The 19,717-nt window shown below is 72.7% G+C and carries 24 protein-coding genes; 12 read left to right on the top strand and 12 right to left on the bottom strand.

Annotation, left to right across the window (positions count from 1 at the left end):
* Nucleotide 1: 1 nt before the first annotated feature.
* From EWH70_RS19550 to mbp1, 4 genes are all read right to left on the bottom strand, one after another.
* Complete coding sequence (locus EWH70_RS19550; protein ID WP_130476882.1) at nt 2-418, bottom strand: VOC family protein; 417 nt, start codon at nt 416-418, stop codon at nt 2-4.
* Nucleotides 419-487: 69 nt separating this feature from the next.
* Nucleotides 488-1,720 carry a cation:proton antiporter gene (locus EWH70_RS19545; protein WP_130476881.1) on the bottom strand — a complete coding sequence of 411 codons (1,233 nt, stop codon included), beginning with the start codon at nt 1,718-1,720 and terminating at the stop codon, nt 488-490.
* A 37-nt stretch (nt 1,721-1,757) separates the two neighbouring features.
* A complete protein-coding gene (aroQ, locus tag EWH70_RS19540; protein WP_130476880.1) occupies nt 1,758-2,363 on the bottom strand; it encodes a gamma subclass chorismate mutase AroQ in 606 nt (201 codons plus the stop codon).
* A 41-nt stretch (nt 2,364-2,404) separates the two neighbouring features.
* Nucleotides 2,405-3,841 carry a microaggregate-binding protein 1 gene (gene mbp1, locus EWH70_RS36615; protein ID WP_130476879.1) on the bottom strand — a complete coding sequence of 479 codons (1,437 nt, stop codon included), beginning with the start codon at nt 3,839-3,841 and terminating at the stop codon, nt 2,405-2,407.
* A gap of 5 nt (nt 3,842-3,846) precedes the next feature.
* On the opposite strand from mbp1, the gene EWH70_RS19530 reads away from it, so the two are divergent.
* The 5 genes from EWH70_RS19530 (at nt 3,847) to EWH70_RS19510 (ending at nt 8,075) form a co-directional block, all read left to right on the top strand.
* Nucleotides 3,847-4,368 carry a MarR family winged helix-turn-helix transcriptional regulator gene (locus EWH70_RS19530; RefSeq protein ID WP_130476878.1) on the top strand — a complete coding sequence of 174 codons (522 nt, stop codon included), beginning with the start codon at nt 3,847-3,849 and terminating at the stop codon, nt 4,366-4,368.
* Nucleotides 4,369-4,377: 9 nt separating this feature from the next.
* Nucleotides 4,378-5,544 carry an AAA family ATPase gene (locus EWH70_RS19525; RefSeq protein WP_130476877.1) on the top strand — a complete coding sequence of 389 codons (1,167 nt, stop codon included), beginning with the start codon at nt 4,378-4,380 and terminating at the stop codon, nt 5,542-5,544.
* Between the two features lie 45 nt (nt 5,545-5,589).
* The gene (locus EWH70_RS19520) at nt 5,590-6,789 is read left to right on the top strand and encodes an MFS transporter (protein WP_130476876.1); all 1,200 of its coding nucleotides are present in this window, start codon (nt 5,590-5,592) and stop codon (nt 6,787-6,789) included.
* A 68-nt stretch (nt 6,790-6,857) separates the two neighbouring features.
* Nucleotides 6,858-7,445, top strand: a complete 588-nt coding sequence (locus EWH70_RS19515) for a TetR/AcrR family transcriptional regulator (RefSeq protein ID WP_240687078.1) — start codon at nt 6,858-6,860, stop codon at nt 7,443-7,445.
* Nucleotides 7,446-7,520: 75 nt separating this feature from the next.
* Nucleotides 7,521-8,075, top strand: coding sequence for a dihydrofolate reductase family protein (locus EWH70_RS19510; protein ID WP_130476874.1), 555 nt, complete (start codon nt 7,521-7,523; stop codon nt 8,073-8,075).
* On the opposite strand, the gene EWH70_RS19505 is transcribed toward EWH70_RS19510, so the two are convergent.
* From EWH70_RS19505 to EWH70_RS19485, 5 genes are all read right to left on the bottom strand, one after another.
* Nucleotides 8,060-9,514: a xylulokinase gene (locus tag EWH70_RS19505; RefSeq protein ID WP_130476873.1), complete on the bottom strand. Its 1,455-nt coding sequence runs from the start codon at nt 9,512-9,514 to the stop codon at nt 8,060-8,062. The two genes, EWH70_RS19510 and EWH70_RS19505, sit on opposite strands and share 16 nt — an antisense overlap.
* Before the next feature lie 17 nt (nt 9,515-9,531).
* Nucleotides 9,532-10,026: a DUF4396 domain-containing protein gene (locus tag EWH70_RS19500; RefSeq protein ID WP_130476872.1), complete on the bottom strand. Its 495-nt coding sequence runs from the start codon at nt 10,024-10,026 to the stop codon at nt 9,532-9,534.
* A 125-nt stretch (nt 10,027-10,151) separates the two neighbouring features.
* Nucleotides 10,152-10,703 (bottom strand): DUF305 domain-containing protein, encoded by a 552-nt coding sequence (locus EWH70_RS19495; RefSeq protein ID WP_130476871.1) that lies wholly within the window; start codon nt 10,701-10,703, stop codon nt 10,152-10,154.
* 50 nt (nt 10,704-10,753) lie between these two features.
* Nucleotides 10,754-11,158, bottom strand: a complete 405-nt coding sequence (locus EWH70_RS19490; RefSeq protein WP_240687077.1) for a DUF6153 family protein — start codon at nt 11,156-11,158, stop codon at nt 10,754-10,756.
* 30 nt (nt 11,159-11,188) lie between these two features.
* Nucleotides 11,189-12,025 (bottom strand): helix-turn-helix transcriptional regulator, encoded by an 837-nt coding sequence (locus EWH70_RS19485; protein WP_205669174.1) that lies wholly within the window; start codon nt 12,023-12,025, stop codon nt 11,189-11,191.
* Nucleotides 12,026-12,127: 102 nt separating this feature from the next.
* Between EWH70_RS19485 and EWH70_RS19480 the strand changes: the two genes are divergently transcribed.
* Genes EWH70_RS19480 through EWH70_RS19465 form a run of 4 tightly spaced genes read left to right on the top strand, consistent with a single transcriptional unit; the run spans nt 12,128 to nt 15,479 of the window.
* Complete coding sequence (locus tag EWH70_RS19480; RefSeq protein WP_130476869.1) at nt 12,128-12,874, top strand: SDR family oxidoreductase; 747 nt, start codon at nt 12,128-12,130, stop codon at nt 12,872-12,874.
* Between the two features lie 3 nt (nt 12,875-12,877).
* Nucleotides 12,878-13,639 (top strand): SDR family NAD(P)-dependent oxidoreductase, encoded by a 762-nt coding sequence (locus tag EWH70_RS19475; RefSeq protein WP_130476868.1) that lies wholly within the window; start codon nt 12,878-12,880, stop codon nt 13,637-13,639.
* Nucleotides 13,640-13,683: 44 nt separating this feature from the next.
* Nucleotides 13,684-14,301, top strand: a complete 618-nt coding sequence (locus EWH70_RS19470; protein ID WP_130476867.1) for a helix-turn-helix transcriptional regulator — start codon at nt 13,684-13,686, stop codon at nt 14,299-14,301.
* Nucleotides 14,298-15,479: an aminotransferase class I/II-fold pyridoxal phosphate-dependent enzyme gene (locus EWH70_RS19465; protein ID WP_130476866.1), complete on the top strand. Its 1,182-nt coding sequence runs from the start codon at nt 14,298-14,300 to the stop codon at nt 15,477-15,479. Before EWH70_RS19470 ends, EWH70_RS19465 begins: the two co-directional genes overlap by 4 nt.
* Here the strand turns inward: EWH70_RS19465 and EWH70_RS19460 are convergent.
* Nucleotides 15,431-15,781, bottom strand: a complete 351-nt coding sequence (locus EWH70_RS19460) for a DoxX family protein (protein WP_130476865.1) — start codon at nt 15,779-15,781, stop codon at nt 15,431-15,433. The two genes, EWH70_RS19465 and EWH70_RS19460, sit on opposite strands and share 49 nt — an antisense overlap.
* Nucleotides 15,782-15,842: 61 nt before the next feature.
* Here EWH70_RS19460 and EWH70_RS19455 point away from each other — a divergent pair, with 61 nt between their 5' ends.
* Both EWH70_RS19455 and EWH70_RS19450 read left to right on the top strand, forming a co-directional pair.
* Nucleotides 15,843-16,736 carry a LysR family transcriptional regulator gene (locus EWH70_RS19455; protein WP_130476864.1) on the top strand — a complete coding sequence of 298 codons (894 nt, stop codon included), beginning with the start codon at nt 15,843-15,845 and terminating at the stop codon, nt 16,734-16,736.
* Between the two features lie 8 nt (nt 16,737-16,744).
* Nucleotides 16,745-17,353, top strand: coding sequence for a methyltransferase family protein (locus tag EWH70_RS19450; RefSeq protein WP_130476863.1), 609 nt, complete (start codon nt 16,745-16,747; stop codon nt 17,351-17,353).
* Here EWH70_RS19450 and EWH70_RS19445 read toward each other — a convergent pair.
* Nucleotides 17,339-17,809 carry a pyridoxamine 5'-phosphate oxidase family protein gene (locus tag EWH70_RS19445; protein ID WP_130476862.1) on the bottom strand — a complete coding sequence of 157 codons (471 nt, stop codon included), beginning with the start codon at nt 17,807-17,809 and terminating at the stop codon, nt 17,339-17,341. The genes EWH70_RS19450 and EWH70_RS19445 overlap by 15 nt on opposite strands.
* Here EWH70_RS19445 and EWH70_RS19440 point away from each other — a divergent pair.
* A complete protein-coding gene (locus EWH70_RS19440; protein WP_130476861.1) occupies nt 17,808-18,290 on the top strand; it encodes a MarR family winged helix-turn-helix transcriptional regulator in 483 nt (160 codons plus the stop codon). The two genes, EWH70_RS19445 and EWH70_RS19440, sit on opposite strands and share 2 nt — an antisense overlap.
* Here EWH70_RS19440 and EWH70_RS19435 read toward each other — a convergent pair.
* Nucleotides 18,287-19,711, bottom strand: a complete 1,425-nt coding sequence (locus EWH70_RS19435) for a pyridoxal phosphate-dependent decarboxylase family protein (protein WP_130476860.1) — start codon at nt 19,709-19,711, stop codon at nt 18,287-18,289. The genes EWH70_RS19440 and EWH70_RS19435 overlap by 4 nt on opposite strands.
* Nucleotides 19,712-19,717: the final 6 nt, after the last annotated feature.

Below are 19,717 nucleotides of genomic sequence, written 5' to 3'. Positions count from 1 at the left end.
GTCACCGCACTCCCCGCGACCCGGCGATCTCCAGGTAGTGCTGGTTGTACATCACGCCGAGCAGGTTGCCGAACGGGTCGATCACCGACGCCGTGACGAACCCCGGCCCGCGCTCGGTCACCTTCTCGTGCACCGTCGCGCCCAGCGACACCAGCCGGTCGAATGCCGCGTGCACGTCGTCGATGTGCCAGTAGGTCACCGGGCCGCCCTTCGGTTCCGGCCGGGGGTAGGGCGCGAACCGGGCGTCGATCAGGCCCAGTTCGTGCTCGAAGTCGCCGATGCGGAACTCGACGTACGCGGTCGTTCCCTGGATCTCGCGCCGGAAGTACGGCTGGACGCCGAGCAGCTCGGCGTACCAGTCGACGGCGGCGGTCAGGTCGTCGGCGAACAGGTTGACGGTGGACAGTCCTCGCAACATCGGGGTCTCCTTCGAACTCGCTGTCGAAGACCATCCTCCGCGTCAAAGTGCTCACCGAGTGAGCACTTTTCAGCCGCGGTCGAGACGTTTCATCGCGGGGGTCGCGGTGACGCCGTGCACCAGGATCGAGCCGATCACCACCAGGCCGACGACCCGCCACAACGAGTCGGCCGCGGCGAACCGGCCCTCGGCCAGCGCGTAGGCCAGGTAGAACACCGAGCCGACGCCACGCACACCGAAGAACGCGACAACGGCCCGTTCACGGCGGCCGAGATCCGACCGCAGCAGTCCGGCCAGCCCGGCGACCGGGCGCACGACGAGCAGGACCAGCACGGCGACGAGCACCTCGCGCCAGGTCGTCCCGGCCAGCAGTCCGGTGACGGCCGCGCCACCCAGCAGGAAGATGATCACCACGGTGAGCAGGCGTTCGACCTGCTCGACGAACCGGTGCAGGACGACGTGGTAATCGTGCGGCCGCTCCCCCGCGCGCAGCGTGCACCCGCAGACGAATACGGCGACGAACCCGTATCCCTGCACCAGTTCGGTGACCCCGTAGGTGAGAAACGTCGCCGCCAGTGCGACAAAGCCCTCGGCGTGCCCGGCCAGCCGGTACTTCTCCGACGACGCCGAGAAGAACAGCTTGCGCAACAACCGGCCGGCGAGCACACCCAGCCCGACGCCAGCCACCAGCCGCCACAGCACGTCGACCGCCAGCCACTCGCCGAGCCAGCCCGACGGCGCCACACCCGCCAGGCTGATCGCCACCGCGGCGTGGACGAACGGGAATGCCAGGCCGTCGTTGAGTCCCGCCTCGGAAGTCAGCGAGAACCGCGGTTCGTCGTCGCCGGTGTCGTCCGTGGCCGGCTCGCCGACCTGTACCTCGGTGGCCAGCACCGGGTCGGTCGGCGCGAGCACCGCGCCCAGCAGCACCGCACCGGCCACGCCCAGCCCGAGGAGACCCCAGCCGAGCAGGCCGGCGGAGAGCATCGACACCGGCATGGTGACGGCCAGCAGCCGCCAGGTCGTCGACCACCGGCGCAGGCCCACCCGCCGGTTGAGCGCCAGCCCGGCGCCCATCAGCGAGACGACCACACACAGTTCGGCCAGGTGCCGGGTCACCGGGGCGTACCGGACCGGGTCCGGCGGCGAGAGCCCGCCGACTAGGCCGAAGGTGAGCGCTCCGGCGGCCAGGAACACCATCGGCATCGACACCGGTACCTGCCGCACCATGCGTGGCACGACAGCCGCGGCGAGGGTGGCCACCCCGGCGGCGGTGATCAGCACGGTCGCCGTCGTCGCCATCGTCGGCGGGTCCCCGCGCGGACGGAGTCCGAAACGTCTACCGGGGCACGCAGACCGAGCCGACCGCGACGTCCAGCGCACGCCGGTGCAGAACGTCCAGACGATGTTCGACGGCCCCGGCGATCCTGGCCACGACGAGGTGGACCCGGCACAGCGGGTCGCCGTGCCGCAGCCGCTCGGTCGCCGTCAACTCGGCGAGGATCGCGTGGGTCAGCCGGTCCAGTTCGGTGCGGACCTGGCCGAGGTCGGGTGGCGCGGGGGCCTCGCCGGGATGCTCGGTCCAGCGCTCGAACAGCCCGCGCTGCACCACCTTGCTCGCGGCGATCTGGTCGGTGAACACGGCCACGGCCGCGTCGACGTCGATGCCCAGTGCCGCGGCCTCGGTGCGGACGGTCGCCAGCAGTTCCGCTTCCCGCACCGGATCGTCGATCGGACGACCCGTGCCGAACTTCGCGGCGGCGACCAGGTCGGCCAGCCGCAGCCGTTCGATGAGCAGGTCCGCGAGCGGGCCGAACTCGCCGGCTTCCGGAGCGGCCCCGGACGCCACCGGCGTCCCCGCTGCGGGGGCGGCGTGCGCGGCAGGCCCGATCGCGGACGCGGCGAGGACGACGCAGAGGCAGACGACGCTGGTGCGCAGGCGCATTCCCCCATCATCGCGCACCGCGCCCGGCTACGGCACGAACTTCACTGCTCGCGGCGCTGCCGCTGCTCGTCGGCAGCGGCCTCGGCCCTGGCCCGCTCGGCCGCGGCCTCCTTCTCCGCCACCTCACGCTGGGACTCGGCCTTGTCCTGCTGAGCCGCGCCCTCACGGTGCAGCGAGTCGTTGCCGAACAACGCGCCCGCGGCCTCCTTCACCGAACCCTTGACGCCTTCCACCGCACCCTTGATGCCCTCGGAAGGACCGCCGCTCTTGTCAGCCATGGAGAACTCCTCACGCTCATGGATCCTGGACGCACCGTGGCTACCCGCCGTCGCGGCGGTGAAACGGTCGCGGCCCGCGGGCAGGGTCCGCCTGCGGCCGAGCGCCAGCGCCAGCGCGGCCGCGAGCGCGACGCTGACCACCAGGAACGCGGGTCCGCCGCCGAACCGGTCGCCGAGCCAGCCGCCCACGGTGGAGCCGGCCGCGCTGCCGATCTGCCCGACCGTGACGAACCAGCCGTACAGCTCGGCGGCCCGTTCCCCGCCGGCCTCGGCCACCACCTGGTCGTGCGCGGCCAGCCAGCCGGCCAGGCCGAGCCCGAAGACACCGACGGCGATTCCCATGCTGAGCACCGTGCCGGGCAGGACCAGCGGCAGCGAGGTCGCCGCCAGGACGCCCAGCAGGACCAGGTACCGCGTCCGGGCGGGCGACCGGCGTGGCAGGAGTGCCACCGCCACGCCGCCGGCGACGCTGCCCGCCGACCAGACGGCCACCAGCACGCCCGCGGCTGCCGGGGCGCCCGCCCGTCCCGCGAACGCGGGCAGCAGGACCCACATGGCCCCCATGCACACCCAGTACCCCAGGTAGGCACCCGCGAGCGTGCCGACCGCGGGGGTCAGCAGGGTCGAACGGTCCGTCCGGCCGGGCCGGTGCGGCCGCCCGGCAGGGGCGAGCCACGCTCCCGCCGCCAGCGCCACCGCCCCGGTGACACCGGTGACCAGCAACGCCACGACCGGTCCCGCGAACCCCAGCCACGCGGAGACCCACAGCGGCCCGGCCACGTACACGACCTCGGTCGCCACGCTGTTGAGCGTGTACGCCCTGCTCAGCGAGGCCGGTTCGGCGAGCCGGCGCAGCAGCGTCCGCACGCTGCTGGCCACCGGCGGCGTCGTCAGCCCGGTGACGGCGGCCAGCCCGACGAACCAGGCCGGTGTCGCGGCGAACGCGAACGCGACCTGCGCGAGCAGGTACACCGTCCCGGCGACGGCGAGCACCCGGCGGTCGCCGTGCCGCGGCAGGGCCCGCGCCCACCACGGTGCCGACGCGGCCAGCCCGGCGGCCGCCGCCCCGCCGGCCAGGCCCGCCACCGTGAACCCGCCGAACAGTTGCGCTCCCGCCAGGCTGATCAGCAGCGGCCGCATGGCCACCGGCAGCTGCGCGAGGTTCAACGCGACAACGAGGCCACCCAGGCGTACATTCATAACTTATGAATGACTCCGGGGCGGCAGCGGTAAACCTCCTCGGCGCGGCCGGTCTGCTGATCTCCGGGGTGGTCCGGGAGGCGGTGACCGAGGCGGTCGGCGCGGGCGGCGCGCTCGGCGAGGCCCTGATCGCGATCAGGGACCAGCCCGGCAGAACTGCCGACTGGCTCGCGGCCGTCCTGCGCGTCTCCCAGCCGGGCACCGCCCACCTGGTGCGCAGGCTGACCGAGCAGGGCTGGGTGGAACGGGGAACGGCGCGGGACGGGCGCAGCCGTCCGCTTCACCTGACCGCGGCCGGCGAAGCCGTGGCGGACGAGGCGCTGCGGGCACGGCGGTCGGCGCTGCGCCGGCTCGCCGCCCGGCTCACCAGCGAGCAGCACGCGCAGCTGGCGGCCATCGCCGGCGCGCTGCTCGGCCCGGAGGCCCGTGACGAGCGGTGCCTGGCCAGGCTGTGCAGGCTGTGCGACCGGGACAGCTGCCCGCACTGCCCGGTACACGAGGGCTGGCAGCGCGCGGGCGAACGCTAGCGTCGCGGTGTGCTCACCACCCTGGCCGTCGAGAACTACCGCTCGCTGCGCGACCTCGTGCTGCCGCTGTCCCGGCTGACCGTCGTGACCGGGCCCAACGGCAGCGGCAAGTCCAGCCTCTACCGTGCCCTGCGCCTGCTCGCCGACGCCGCGCGCAACGGCGCCGTCGCCGCGCTGGCCCGCGAGGGCGGGCTGCCCTCGACCCTGTGGGCGGGCCCGGAAACCCACGGACGGGCCGTCCGGGAAGGCACGGCACCGGTGCAGGGCACCGTGCGTGGCAAGCCGGTGGGGCTACGGCTCGGCTTCGCGGGCGACGAGTACGGCTACGCACTCGACCTCGGCCTTCCCCGGCAGGGCCGGACGGCGTTCAACCTGGACCCGGAGTTCAAGCGGGAAGCCGTGTGGCACGGTCCGGTACCGCGTCCGGCGACGTTGATCGCCGACCGGTCCGGCCCCGTGGTCCGCACCCGCGGCGAGACCGGCGGCTGGGCGAGCGAGCAGCTGCCGATCGGCCTTACCGACAGCATGCTCAGCGAGCTGGCGGATCCGAGGGCCTGCCCGGAGCTGCTGATCGTGCGTGACCGCATCCGCTCGTGGCGCTTCTACGACCACTTCCGCACCGACGCCGACGCCCCGGCCCGCCAGTCCCGCATCGGCACGCGCACACCGGTGCTGGACCACGACGGCGGCGACCTGGCGGCGGCACTGCGCACGATCGAGGAGTTCGGCGACACCGAGGCGCTGGCGCAGGCCGTCGACAACGCGTTCCCCCGCTCCCGGATCGAGGTGGCCACCACCGACGGCCGGTTCGAGCTGCGGTTGCACCAGCACGGCCTGCTGCGCCCGCTGAGCGCGGCCGAGCTGTCCGACGGCACGTTGCGGTACCTGCTCTGGGTGGCGGCACTGCTCAGCCCGAAGCCGCCGGAACTGCTGGTGCTCAACGAACCGGAGACCAGCCTGCACCCCGACCTGCTGCCCGCCCTGGCCGCGCTCATCGCCACGGCGGCGAAACGAGCACAGCTCGTCGTCGTCTCGCATGCCCGCACGCTGGTCCGCGCCCTCGACGAGGCCGGCGACGACGTCGCGTCGCTCGAGCTCGCGAAGGAGTTCGGTGCGACCGTCCTACCCGGACGCGGCCTGCTGGACCGGCCCGCATGGCGATGGCCGTCACGCTGATCGAGTCTTGACCTGAAGTTTGGTCCAGGTTCTAGCGTCACATGCATGACAAAGACGACCGAGGTACGCGCCGCGCGGGTACGACGCACGCCGACCGCCCTGCTGGCGACGCTGCTCGGCGTCAGCACGATGACCATCATGGCCAGCGCCACCATCACCCCGGCGTTGCCGGGCATGCAACGGCACTTCGCCGGCGAACCACACGCCGACGTGCTGGTCCGCCTTGTCCTCACCCTGCCCGGCCTGGCGATCATGCTGGTGGCGCCACTACTGGGTTACCTGGGCACGCGGGTCGGCCGGGTACGCGTGCTCGTGGCCGGGCTCGGGTTCTACGTCGTCGGCGGCGGTTCCGGCCTGCTGCTCGACTCACTGCCCGCGCTGCTGGCCGGGCGCGCGTTGCTCGGCGTCGGCATCGCGGCGATCATGACCACGGCCACGGCACTGCTGGCCGACCACCACCCGCCCGCCGAGCACGGCAGGGTGCTCGGCCTGCAGGGCGCGGCCATGGGGTTCGGCGGCGTGGTCGCCATGTTCCTCGGCGGCGCACTGGCCGAACTGGACTGGCGTGGACCGTTCGCCGTGTACTTGCTGGCGCTCCCCGTGTTGCTGCTTGTGCTGCGGTTCGTTCCGGAAGCGCCGGCGCCACGGACCGATCCCGACGGCGAGAGCGCGACCGGTACGCCGTGGACACCCCGGCTGCTCGGGCTGTACGGGCTGACCCTGCTCAGCATCGTGGCGTTCTACGTGATCCCCACCCAGGGGCCGTTCTGGCTGGCCGAGGTCGGTGACGCGAGCCCGGTGGTGACGGGCGCGATGATCGCCGGGGTCAATCTGGTCATGACGATCGTCGGCCTGAACTTCGGGCGCCTGCGGGCCCGGTGGGACTTCCGGTCGCTGGCGATCGTGCTGTTCGCGGCCTACGCCGCAGGGCTCGTGCTCATCGGCACCGCCGGCAGCCTGTGGACGGCCACCATCGGGATGCTGATCACCGGTATCGGCGTCGGACTGAGCAACCCCACGCTCAACGGCTGGGTGGTCGCCTCGGTCGATCCGGGCGCCCGGACCCGGGCGCTCGGCCTGGTCACCTCGGTGCTGTTCCTCGGCCAGTTCGCCTCGCCGCTGCTCGCGCAGCCGATCGTCGCCGCCTCCGGCCCCGGTACGACGTTCGTGTTCGCCGGTGCCCTCGGTGCCGCGGTCGCGGCGACGCTGGCGATCGTCCACCTGAGCGCCCGCGCCCGCCGCTGACCGCGTAACGTCGGCCGTGCCCCGAGGAAAGCGAGCGCTTCTTCACCATGGCCAGAACGACTCCAGGCGTGACCAGGCAGCGGGTGCTGGACGAGGCACTGCGGCTGTTCGCCGAGCGCGGGTACGCCGCCACCTCGGTGGCCGACATCCAGGTGGCGTGCGGCCTGGCGCCCGGCTCCGGCGCCCTCTACAAGCACTTCCCGTCGAAGCGGGCACTGCTCGAACACGCGGTCCGCCGCAATCTCGACACGGTGGCGGGCCGCAGCGACGACGCCGTGGCGGAGCTTCCCGCCGAACCAGCCGAGGCGCTGCGGCTGATGGCCGAGGTCGTGTGGGCCACGATGGACGGCGAGCGGAACCTGATCCGGATCATGATCCGGGAGTTCGACGTCTTCCCCGAGTTGTTCGAGCCGATGTGGGACACCGTGGTCGCCGCCGTCTACCGCCGCTGCGCCGACTGGGTGACCGCGCTCGCCGGCCGCGGGATCACGCGCGTCGAGGATCCGGAGGCGACCGCGGCGGTCCTCGTCGCGTCGCTGACCTACTTCCCCATTCTCGACGTCCTGATCGGACGCACACCCGGCGACGTGGGCAAACGCCGGTTCCTGGACGCGTGGCTCGCGCACGCCGCCCGCACGCTCGGCCTGGAGGCCTGACCCGGCACCGATGAGTTTCCCGCGCGGCCGCCGTCAGATGGGTGAACGGACCGACCGGACAACGCGGAGGACGCCATGCGCACACTCGCCATCACCCAGAACATCACCGTCGACGGCGCGATCGAGATGCTCGGCGACTGGTTCGACCCACAGGGCCAGGGCGACCAGTCGGACCTGCTCGAGGAACTGCACCGCCAGGACCGGGAGGCGGACGGCTTCCTCGTGGGCAGGCAGACGTTCGAGGACCTGCGTAGCTACTGGCCCGAGCAGACCGGCGACACCACCGGGATCACCGCCTACCTCAACGCGGTCGACAAGTACGTCGTCTCCTCGACGATGACCGACCCGAAGTGGCAGAACTCGACGGTGCTGACCGGCGACCCGGTTGAGGAGGTCCGGGCGCTGAAAGCCCGTCCGGGCAAGGACATCGTGGTCACCGGCAGCATTACACTGTGCCACACCCTGATCGAGGCGGGGCTGGTCGACGAGTACCGGCTGTTCGCCTACCCGGTGGTGCAGGGCCGCGGTCGGCGGCTGTTCCCGGACGGCTACGCGGTGCCCCGGCTGCGGCTGCTCGACTCGAAGTCGTTCCGCTGCGGAATCAGCTACACGGCCTACGCCCCCGCCTGAGCCGACCGCCACGCGGCCAGTTCCCCGTGCACGCCGCGCAGTGCCGAGTGCACGCCCCGGTAGGCGCGGTAGAGCGGTTCCAGCCGCTCCACCGCGCCGGCCGCGGGTTCGACGAGCTGCCCAGGGCGCACCGCGACCGCCGCCGCGGTCTCGGCGTCGGGGAACAGCCCGGCGGCGACGGCGCCGAGCAGGGCCGCGCCGAGCGCGCCGCTGTCGGGTACCGGAGATCGCTCGATCGGGCGGCCGAGGACGTCGGCGTGGATGCGCGCCCACAGTTCGCTGCGGGCACCGCCGCCCGCGAACACCAGGGTCGACAGCGGACCACCACCCGCCGCCTCGACGACCTCGAGGACATGCCGGGCCGACATCGCCACACCGTCGAGCACGGCACGGGACAGGTCGTCGGCGGTGTGCCCGGAGCCCAGGCCGAGGAAGGCGGCACGCAGGTCGGCGTCCCACAACGGCGCCCGCTCCCCCATCAGGTACGGCGTGAACAGCACACCGGACGAGCCGCGGGCCGCCGAGGCGAGGACGTCCTCGACGGTCCCGCCGCGGACCCGGCTCCACCAGCGCACGGCGTCACCGGCGGCCTGGGTCGGGCCGGCGTGCACCACCACGTCGCCGCGCGGCGGGAAACGCACGACCCCGGCCACCGGCACCGAGCGGTCCGACGCGCCCGCCACCACCAGCGACGTCCCGCAGGACACCATGCCGCGGCGGGGTTCGGTGGTGCGGGTGCCGAAGACCGCGCCGAAAGCGTCCATGGTGCCGACCGCCAGGCCGGTCCCGGTCTCGGCGGCCAGGCCGAGCGAGCTGTCCGGCGGCAGGATCTCGGGCAGCCGCTGCGCCAGCCCGTCGACGACCGCGACGGCCTCGGGCAGGTACCCGTCGCCACCGGCGATCCGCACGCCCGACAGGGCGTCGGTGGCCACCCGCCCGGTCAGCTTGGCGCCGATGAAGTCCTTCGGACCGAGGATCCACCTGGCGGCCGCCCATTCGCGCGGGGTGTGGCGGGCGAACCAGGCAGCCCTGGCGCCGACGAACGACGCGTCCAGCGCCACCGGTCCGCCCCAGATCCGGGTCTTGTCCTCGTCGCTGAACCGGGCGTCGAGTTCGCTCGCCTCACCGGCGCAGCGCTGGTCCTGCCACAGCACGGCGGGGGTCAGCGGGCGCAGCCCGGCATCGACCAGCAGGTGGGTATTGACCTGGCTGACGATGCCCGCGGCGACGACGGTGCCTCCGTGCGTCGCCGCGGACACCGCCCGCAGCCCCTCGGTGCAGCCACGCCACCAGTCCAGTGGGTCCTGCTCGGCCCAGCCGGGACGGGGCCGGTGGATCGGGTAGGGCACGGTGTGGGCCGCGACCGGTTCGCCGCCGGTGGTGAACACGACCACTTTGACCGCGGTGGTCCCGACGTCGATGCCGATCATCAGCTCCATGGCCCCACCCTGTCACCTCACCGGTGGTAGGCGTGCACCACGGCATGTCCGGCGCCGCGCCCGATCAGCCACTTGTTCACCGGCACGGTGAGCACGAAGGCTACGGCGAGAGCGAACGCCAGCGCGGCCCAGAACAGCCAGCTCGCCAGGCCGGCGTCCATGGCGCCCGGCACGACGACCATGACTCCGTTGTCGACGATCTCCATGACGGCGATCGACACCGTGTCGGCGGCCAGCGCGATCTTCAGTGCCTGACGGAAGCCCACACCGGCCCGCAGCACGCCGCGCATGGTCAGGGCGTAGCCGAAGACGAAGGCCAGCGCCACGGCGAGCACGATGGTGGGCACGGTGCCCCAGCCCAGCGCCGTTCCGATGACCATGCCGAGCACCTCGCCGATGGCGCAGCCGGTGAGGCAGTGCAGCGTGGCCGACGCGGCGGTCCGCCAGCTCGCGCCGCCCGCGGCGTGGCCGTGGTGTTCGTGGTGGTGTTCGTGTTCGGACACGACCTTCATCCTTCCCGGTCAAATACGGGTGGGGGGTATTGCCCGGCGAATGTAGCACCGAACCGGTGGATACGCCAGGGGGGTATACGGACCCGGTGTCCGGGAACGCTGTGTTCCCGGACACCGGGAACGGCTCAGCCCTGCGGGAGCTTCGCCCGCATCTCGTCGATCTCTGCCTGCTGGGTCTCGATGATGCGCTGCGCGAGGGCCTTGGCCTCGGGATCACTTCCGCCGGCGACCTCGGCCCTTGCCATCTCGACCGCACCCTCGTGGTGCTTGATCATCATCGTCAGCCAGAGGCGGTCGAACTCGGTGCCGCGTGCCTGCTCCAGCGCACGCATGTCCTCGCCGGTCATCATCCCGGCCATGGCGTGGTGCCCGCCGTGGCCGGGCGCCTCGGCCGGCGCGCCCCACCGGGACAGCCAGCCGCGCAGCTGCTCGATCTCCGGCGCCTGCGCCTGCTCGATACGGGTCGCGAGCGCCTTCACCGCCGGGTCGGCGGCACGGGTGGGCACCAGCTTCGCCATGTCGACGGCCTGGCTGTGGTGCGGGATCATTTCCTGCGCGAACCGGACGTCCTGCTCGTTGTGGCCGGCCGCCTGCTGTTCCGGCGCACCGGAGCAGGCGGCCACGAGCGCCAGAACGGCGAGCACGGTCGCGACGAACCTCGGTCGAATGTTTCGCATTGGCAAACCTCACTGGTCGTGTCGGGATTGGACGGTGACAGCGAGGTCTGTCACGTCCGCGACACGCACAGCGAGGTGAGTACGATCCGGCCGCGTCTGTCCGGCGGCCGGCCACCGGGAGGGCCGCGGAACCGGCCGGGCGGGCGAGGCAGCGTGACCACCGGAGCACGCTCGCCACGCAGCAACGCCAGGACGAGCAGCGCGGTGCCGAGCAGACCCAGCACGGCCAGGCACAGGTGCAGCGCGTCGTGCTCCGAGCCGGCCGGCGCCCCGGGATCGTTCTGACCCGGGTCGTGGCCGGGCATCGGCAGGTCCGTCACGACGGCGTGCCCGGCGGAGGCGCCGTGCTCCCCGCCGGTTCCGGCGACGTGGTGCATGCCGATGACACCCAGCACCAGGGCGCAGAGCAGCAGCAGGTAGCGCAACGTGCGCCGGTCTGCCGCGTCGTGCCTCATCAGGTCACGATGGTAACCGCGGCCGTCCGGTCACCGGCCGCCGCGTTGGCGTGCGGTGGCGGCGAGCGTGCCGAGAAGGGTCAGGGCCTCGCTGCTCGCCGAGGCGGGCTCGGCGTGGTACACGACGAGTTCCTGCCCCGGGCTGGACCGGACGTCGAACGTCTGCATGGTCAGCGTCAGCGGCCCGACGTCGCGGTGGTCGAACCGTTTGTGCGCCAGCGCCTTGCCCCTGGCGTCGTGGCCGGCCCACAGGCGGGCGAACTCCGGGCTCTCGTCGAGCAGTTCCCTGAGCACCTGCTGGATCCGGGGATCGTCGGGGGCCGTGCCGTGACCGAGGCGGAAGCCCGCGACCGAGTTGCGGGCCACTTCGGGCCAGTCCCGGTAGAACGTGCGGGCGGCCGGGTCGGTGAACACGACGTGCATGAAGTTGCGCGAGTGTGCCCAGTCGTGGAACAGCGCGTCCGCGATGGGATTGGACGCCAGCACGTCGTAGGCGCGGTTGTAGACGACGGCCGGGTTGTCCGGCCAGGCCGCCATGAGCGTCAGCAGGGCGGGATCGACACGATCGCTCACGGCGGACTGCCGGGCGCGCGGGCTGAGCCCGGCCAGGCGGAACAGGTGCAGGCGGCCGTCGTCGTCCAGCAGAAGCGCGCTGGCCAGGGCCTCCACCACCTGCGCCGACGGCGTTCGTTCCCGGCCCTGCTCGAGCCGGACGTAGTAGTCGACGCTGACGCCGGTCAGCGCGGCGACCTCCTCGCGCCGCAGCCCCGGCACCCGCCGGTGGCCGGTGCTGGGCAGCCGCAGCTGTTCGGGGCTGACCTGCGCCCGCCGGGCCTTCAGGTACGCGCCGAGCTCGGACCGTGTCACACCGGGGATGGTAGGCCGCGCGGCGGACGGCTTCCTGGGTGCGGCACTCCCAGGAAGAACGTGCCCTGCCGCGGCCCGGCACGGCCGGTCACCGTTGTGGACATGTCCGTCAACCCAGAACTACGTGAGCAGACCGGCAGCAAGGTCGTGCTCGTCACCGGCGCCAGCAGCGGGATCGGCGAGGCCGTCGCCACCCGGCTGGCGGCCGAAGGCCACCGGGTGGTCGCCGGTGCGCGCCGGACCGATCGGCTGCACGCGCTGGCCGAGCGTGCCGGCGGCGGTGTCCACCCGGTCCGCCTCGACGTCACCGACCAGGACGACGTCGAGGCCTTCGTCCGGCTCGCCCGTGATCGTTTCGGGCGGGTCGACGCGTTCGTCGCCAACGCCGGTGTCATGCCACTGTCGCGTTTGGACAGCCTGCTGGTCGGCGAGTGGAACCGGATGATCGACGTGAACGTCCGGGGCCTGCTGCACGGGATCGCCGCCACCCTGCCGTGCTTCGCCGACCAGGGCGCGGGCCACTTCGTGACGATCGCGAGCATCGGCGCTCACCAGGTCGTGCCGACCAGCGCCGTGTACTCCGGCACGAAGTACGCGGCCTGGGCCATCACCGAGGGGCTGCGCCAGGAGTCCGACCCGTCGATCCGCGTCACGACCATCTCCCCCGGCGTGGTCACCTCCGAACTCGCCGACTCCATCACCGAGTCCGGCGCGGCCGAGGCCATGCGCACCTACCGGGCACACGCCATCGAGCCCGACGCCATCGCCAGGGCCGTGGCCTACGCCCTGGAGCAACCGGCCGACGTCGACGTGAACGAGATCGTCGTGCGCCCGGCCCGGCAGCGCTGACTCATGACCACTCCTCCTTCCACCTGGGACCTCACCGGCCGGGTCGCCGTCGTCACCGGCGCGGCCCGCGGCATCGGCCTGGCCACCGCCACCCTGCTGCGGGAACGCGGCGCGCGGGTGCTGGTCACCGACCGGTCCGACGCCGTCGAGCAACTCGCCACAGACGACCCGGACAACGTGGCCGCACTGGTCGGCGACGTCGCGGACGAGGACCACGCCAGGATGACCATGCGGCTGGCCGCCGAGCGGTTCGGCAGGCTCGACATCCTGGTCAACAACGCGGGCCGCACGCTGAACAAGCCGATCACCGACACCACGGCCGAGGACTTCGACTCGATCCTGCGGGTCAACGCCCGCGGCAACTTCCTGCAGGCGCGCGAGGCGTTCCGCGTGATGGAGGCCGGTGACGGCGGAGCGATCGTCTCGATCGCGTCGGTCTCGTCCGTAGTCGCCTTCGCCACCCAGACCGCCTACGCGGCCTCGAAGGGCGCGCTGGCACAGATCACCCGCGTGCTCGCCATCGAAGGCGGGCCGAAGCGCATCCGGTCCAACGCCGTGCTCCCCGGGGTCGTCGACACCGACATCATGGAGGGCGTCGTGGAGGACGGGCGCGCGATGCTCGCCTCGTTCGGCGACGCGCATCCGATCGGCCGGATCGGCCGGCCCGAGGAGGTGGCCGAGGCCGTGGCGTTCCTCGTCTCCGACGCCGCCGCGTTCATCACCGGCGCACTCGTCGCCGTCGACGGTGGCTGGACAGCCCAGTAGCCCATCTGGACAGTTTGTCTGCACTGGACATATAGTCCAAACTCGTGGACGACCCCAGAGTCCGGGCGTGGGCACCGGCATGCGAAGCCGTGGCCCGGCTGCTCGGCCCCTACGCCGAGGTCGTGCTGCACGACCCGGTCACCGACCGGATCCTCGCCGTCTGGAACCCGGCGAGCGGGCGCGGCCCCGGCGACCCGTCGCTGCTGGGTGAGCTGGACGCGCTGGACGAGTCGGCACGCGACGTCTTCGGCCCGTACGAGAAGCTGCTCGCCGACGGCAGGCGGCTGTCGTCGGTTAGCGCGGTGCTGCGTGACGAGCGTGGCGAACCGGCCGCCGTGCTGTGCGTCAACCTCGACCGCACTCCGCTGGAGCAGGCGGCGGCCATGCTGTCGGCGTTCGGTGCCCCGGTTTCCCCTCGCCCAGAGCCGTTGTTCGAGCAGGACTGGCCGGAGCGGATCCAGCAGCTGATCGGCGAGTTCCTGCGCGAACGCGGCCGGCCGGTGGAGCGACTGACCCGGGCGGACCGGCTGGCCGTGCTGCGGCGGCTCGACGAGGCCGGGGTGTTCACCGTGCGCCGGGCGGCGCCGCTGGTCGCGGGAGCGCTGCGGGTGTCGCGGTCGACGCTGTACAGCCTGCTCGCCGAACTGAGGGAGGAGCCATGACCCGGCTGCCCGACTTCCGCCTGGAGACCTACTTCTCCCGCTGGGAGTTCACCGCCCGGCACCACCTGACGGCCTCCGACGCGCAGACCATGACCGTGGCCGAACTGCTATCACTGGCCGGCGAGGACCGCGGCGTCCTGGACAACCTGCCGCTCGGCTACACCGAGACGTTCGGCGATCCCGCGCTGCGTGAGGCCATCGCCGCGACCTACGACCACGCCGCGCCCGCCGACGTGCTGTGCTTCGCGGGCGCCGAGGAAGCCCTCTACCTGGCGATGAACGTCCTGCTCGACCGCGACGACCACGCCGTGGTGGTCACCCCGAACTACCAGGCGGCGGAAACGGTACCGCTCGCACTGTGCGAGGTCACCGGGGTCGCACTCGACCCGGACCGCGACTGGGCACTCGACCTGGACCGGGTGCGTGCCGCGCTGCGGCCGAACACCCGCGTGGTGTCGGTGAACTTCCCCAACAACCCCACCGGCGCGGTGACCGGCCGTGCCGAGTTCACCGAACTGGCCCGGCTGTGCGACGAGCGCGGCATCCACCTGTTCAGCGACGAGGTGTACCGCGGGCTGGAGCGCGATCCCGCACGCACGCTGCCGCAGGCCGCCGACCTGTCGCCGCGGGCGCTCTCGCTCAACGTGATGTCCAAGGCTCTCGGCCTGCCCGGGCTGCGGATCGGCTGGATCACCTGCCGGGACCGGGAACTGCTGAGCAGGCTGGAACGGGCCAAGCACTACACCAGCATCTGCAACTCCGCCCCCAGCGAGGTGCTGGCCCGGATCGCGCTGGGTGCCCGCGCGGCGATCCTCGACCGCAACCGCCGCCTCATCGACCGCAACCTGCCGGTGTTCGACGAGTTCTTCGCCGAGTTCGGCGACCTCTTCGAATGGCGCCATCCCGACGGCGGCTGCGTCGCATTCCCCCGCTACCGCGGCCCCGGCGACGTCGAGCGGCTGTGCACCCGGCTCGTCGAGGAGGCGGGTGTCCTGCTGCTGCCGGCCAGCATCTACCGGTCCGAGCTCACGCCGACGCCCACCGACCGCTTCCGGATCGGCGTCGGCCGCCGGGACCCCGAGGCCGGTCTGGCCGAGTTCGCCCGGTGGCTGCGGCGGCGGTGGCGGCCTCAGCCCAGCACGATCAGGACGAACGACGCGATCGACAGGACGAGGTAGGACACGGCGTAGCCGATGTTGTGGAACACCCTCGCCCGCACGTGCGCGCCGACGGCCCCGACGAAGAACAGGACCAGCCCGGCGGCCGCCGCGACGCCGATGAACGGAACACCGGCCAGGCCCGCCACCAAGCCAGCGGCACCGGCCGCCTTGAGCGCCCCCAGCGCGGGTAACCACGACCGCGGGACCCGCACCTGTCCCGCGTTGGCGAACACCCGCTCCGGTAACGTCCAGTCGACGACGGCCGAGAACACGCAGGCCACGGCGGTGACCACGATGACGACGGTGGTGACGATCTCCATGCCGCCACCTTCACGCCGCGACGACGACGACGTCCAATACCTGCTTCTATAACCTGGCGGCATGGATGTGGACACCCGGTTGCTGCGCTACTTCGTCGCGGTGGCCGAGGAAGGCAACCTGACCCGCGCCGCCGAGCGGTTGTTCGTGTCCCAGCCAGCGCTGACCAAGCAGATCAAACAGTTGGAGTCCCAGCTGGGGACCCGCCTGTTCACCCGGTCGCGGGCCGGTATGGAGCTGACCGAGCCCGGCAGGACACTGGCCCAGCGGGCGCCGGCGTTGCTGTCCGGCTGGGAGCAGGCCGTGCGGGAGGTCAACGCCACGGCCAGCCGGGAAGCCCACGTCCTGCGGGTGGGCTTCATCGCGAGCGCCGCCAACGAGGCGACGCCGGAGATCGTCGCCGCGTTCACCCGCCTGCGACCGGACTGGCGGGTCGACATGCGGCAGGCGTCGTGGTCGAACCCGACGGCCGGGCTCGCCGACGGCGAGGTCGACGTCGCACTGCTCCGGCTGCCGTTCCCCGGCCAAGAGGACCTGCGCGTCGCCGAACTGCTCAGCGAGCCGCGGCTGGTGGCGCTCGCGGCAACGCATCCCCTGGCGGACCGGGAGGAGATCGCGTTCCACGAGCTGTGGGACGAACCTTTCGTGAGCGCTCCGGGCGCGACCGGGGTATGGCGGGATTTCTGGCTGGCCACTGGGGACCGCGACGGGCGGCCGGTTCGTATCGGCGCGGTCACCGATCAACCCGACGCGTGGCTCAGCGCCATCGCCAACGGCTACGGTGTGGCACTGGCACCGGAGTCGGCAGCGCGGTTCTACGCCCGGCCCGGGGTCGTGTACCGGCGGGTGAGCGGCGTCAGCCCGACCCGGGTGGGGGTCGCCTGGCCGCCATCGGCCGACGACGATCCCGTCGTGCGGGACTTCGTCGCCTGCTGCCTGGAGAACCGGACCCGCTAGGAGGCGCGATGGCCGTCGTCACCCTGGTGCTGGTCGTCGCCTGGGTCACCGTCGTGGCGGTGGTGCCCACTCTCGTGCAAGCCCGCCGGGGCAACCGGGTGCCGCCGTTGCGAACCACCGACCGGCCGGGAAGCGCGCAGTGGTGGGCACGGCTGTTGTCGGCGGTCGCCTTCGCCGGCATGCTCGCCGGCCCCATCGCCGAACTCGCCGGCCTGCCGCCGTGGCGGCCGCTCGATCACCCGGGCGTCCGGGCCGCCGGTATCGCCGTGGCGCTGCTCGGAATCGCGGCCACCCTGACCTCGCAACTGGCCATGAAGGACTCCTGGCGCGGCGACGTCGATCCGGACCAGCGCACCCCGCTGGTGACCGGCGGTCCGTTCCGGCTGGTCCGCAACCCGGTCCTGACCGCGACCGGGTTCACCGCCGCCGGTCTGGCGCTGACCGTGCCGAACCCGATCATGGCGGTGGCGCTGGTGCTCGTCCTGGCCAGCCACCAGCTCCTCGTCCGCCGCGTCGAGGAGCCCCATCTGCGACGGGTGCACGGGCCCGAGTACGCCCGGTACGCCGCACGAACGGGCCGGTTCGTCCCGTGGGCCGGCAGGTCACGTTCCGGCTGAGCGCCGCCACGCCCGCTCGCCCACTTTCAGGCGCCACGGCCGCAGGGCGAGCACGGTGATCCGCTCGTCCCGGTGGTCGGCGCTGCCGAGCATGCGCGGGTCGAAGCCGAGCGGCGGGGCCGCCGTCTCGAACAGGTCCCATACCCGGCGACGGCTGCCCTCGTCGCCCGCGAAGGTGGCAGCGCACTCGGCGACGGCCGTCTCGTGTCCCGGGTCCCAGTAGGAGCAGGACGCGAACGGGCTGTGGTCCAGGTGCGCGACCTTCAGCGGGGTGGGCCGCGTGAACACCCAGCCGACGACCTCGTCACCGGAGACCTCCCAGTACGGGTGCACGACCCGCGAGCGCGGCCGTCCCCGCCGGTCGACCGTCGCCAGCGTGCACCAGACGATCCGGTGGGCGACCCGCACGAACTCCCCGGTCAGCTCCGGCGGCGGTACGGTAGATTCCACAACCATGGTTGTGAACCCTACCTCGGACGAGCTCGATCTGTCACTGCTCGCGCTCTTCGCGGGCTGGGCGATGCAGGACGAGGTGCAGCGGCGGCTCGTCGCCGACGGATTCGGCGACCTGCGGTTCAACGACGGCGTGGTGATCCAGCACGTACTGGCCGGCCCGCTGACGATCACCGCCCTGGCCGACCGAATGGGCGTCACCCAGCAGGCGGCGTCCAAGGCCGTGGCCGACCTGGAACGCCGCGGTGTGCTTACCCGGCGTCCCGCGCCGGACGACGGCCGGGCCCGGCTTCTCCACCTCACCAAGCACGGCACCGCGGCCGTCGAGGCAGCACGGGCCCATCGCGCCGCACTCGACGCCGAGGTGACGGCACGGTGGGGCGCCGAGCGGGTCGCGGGGACCCGGAGCCTGCTGCGGGAGATCCTCACCCGGTTCGACGCCGACGACACCGTCCGGCACCGCCGGGTCCGGCCTCCCGCCTAGACCAGCCCGGAACCGATCTCGCGGACCACAGACACCAGCAGCTCGATGTCGGCCTCGCCGGTACGCCAGTTCACGATGGCCGGGCGCAGCCCGGTCCGGCCGCGGTAGGTGGTGGTCCCGGCGTACACCCGGCCGTCGGCCAGCAGCCGCTCGCCCAGCTCGGCGTTGAGCCGGTTCAGCCGGTCCTCCCCGAGACCGTCCGGGCGATACCGGAAACACACCACGTTGAGACCGGGTGGCGCGAGCGCCTCCAGGTCCGGCGCCTGGTCGACCAGCCGTGCCAGCAGCAGCGCCAGGTCGTGGTGCCGCTCCACCATCGCCCGGTACCCGTCCCTGCCGTACGCCCGCAGGGTCGCCCAGATGGGCAGGGCGCGCGCCCGGCGGGACGACTCGGGCCCCAGCGCGTTGAAGTTGACCCTGACCTCGTCGCCGACCGGAAGGTAGGCCGCCTCCAGGGTGCCGAACGCCTCGGCCAGCCGCCTGGCCTCCCGGACGAAGGCGAAGCCGCTCTCGTAGGGAACGTTGAGCCACTTGTGCGCGTCGGCGGCGACCGAGTCGGCCCGTTCCACCCCGCGGACCAGGTGCGCGGTCCGCGGTGAGACGGCGGCGAACAGGCCGAACGCGCCGTCCACATGCAACCAGGCGCCGTAACTCTCGGCGAGATCGGCGAACTCGGCGATGGGGTCGAAATCGCCGGTGTTCACCTCTCCCGCGTTGGCGATCAGGACCGCGGGCCCGCCCACGGCAGCCAGTCCGGCCTCCAGGGCCGCCAGGTCGGCCCGTCCGGCGTCGTCGCGGGCGAAGACCCGCACGCTGTCGCGCCCGCATCCGAGGATCTGCAACGCCTTGCGGCTACTAGGATGTACGTAGCCGCTGGACAGCACCGGCATCCGGGGCAGGCCGGCCAGGCCGTCCGCACTCACGTCCACGCCGTGCCGGCCGGCCCACCAGTGCCGGGCGGCGGCCAGCCCGGTCACGTTGGCCAGCGTGGCGCTGGGTGTGAGCACCCCACCGTGGGAGGCGGGCAGCCCGAACAGCTCCTTGAGCCAGGCCAGCGCGATGTCCTCCACCCTGGTCGCGAGTGGCGAGGCAGGCCACAGCCCGGACACCTGGTCCAGCAACGAGGTCAGCCAGTCCGCCGCCTGTGCCGCAGGCGTCGACCCGCCGACCACGAAGTGGAAGAACCGCGGCCCGGACGAGTGGGTGGCCGCGTCGGTCGCCACCCGCAGCAACTCACCGACGGCGGCCAGGGTCCCGTCGCCCCGCTCCGGCAGCGGGCCGTCCAGTTCGTCCGGCAGCGTGCCGGTGGCTGGGTCCTGGACCAGCCGATCGCCCAGCGACGCGAGGTAGGGGCCCGCCGCGTCGGCCACCACCTTCAGCGCTTCGGCGGCCAGGTCCGCGTCATCGCGAGGATCACCCATGGCGGC

Source organism: Amycolatopsis suaedae, from assembly GCF_004214935.1.
In the GTDB taxonomy this organism is placed as follows: Bacteria; Actinomycetota; Actinomycetes; order Mycobacteriales; family Pseudonocardiaceae; genus Amycolatopsis; species Amycolatopsis suaedae.
This window is presented reverse-complemented; position numbering and strand designations above follow the sequence as displayed.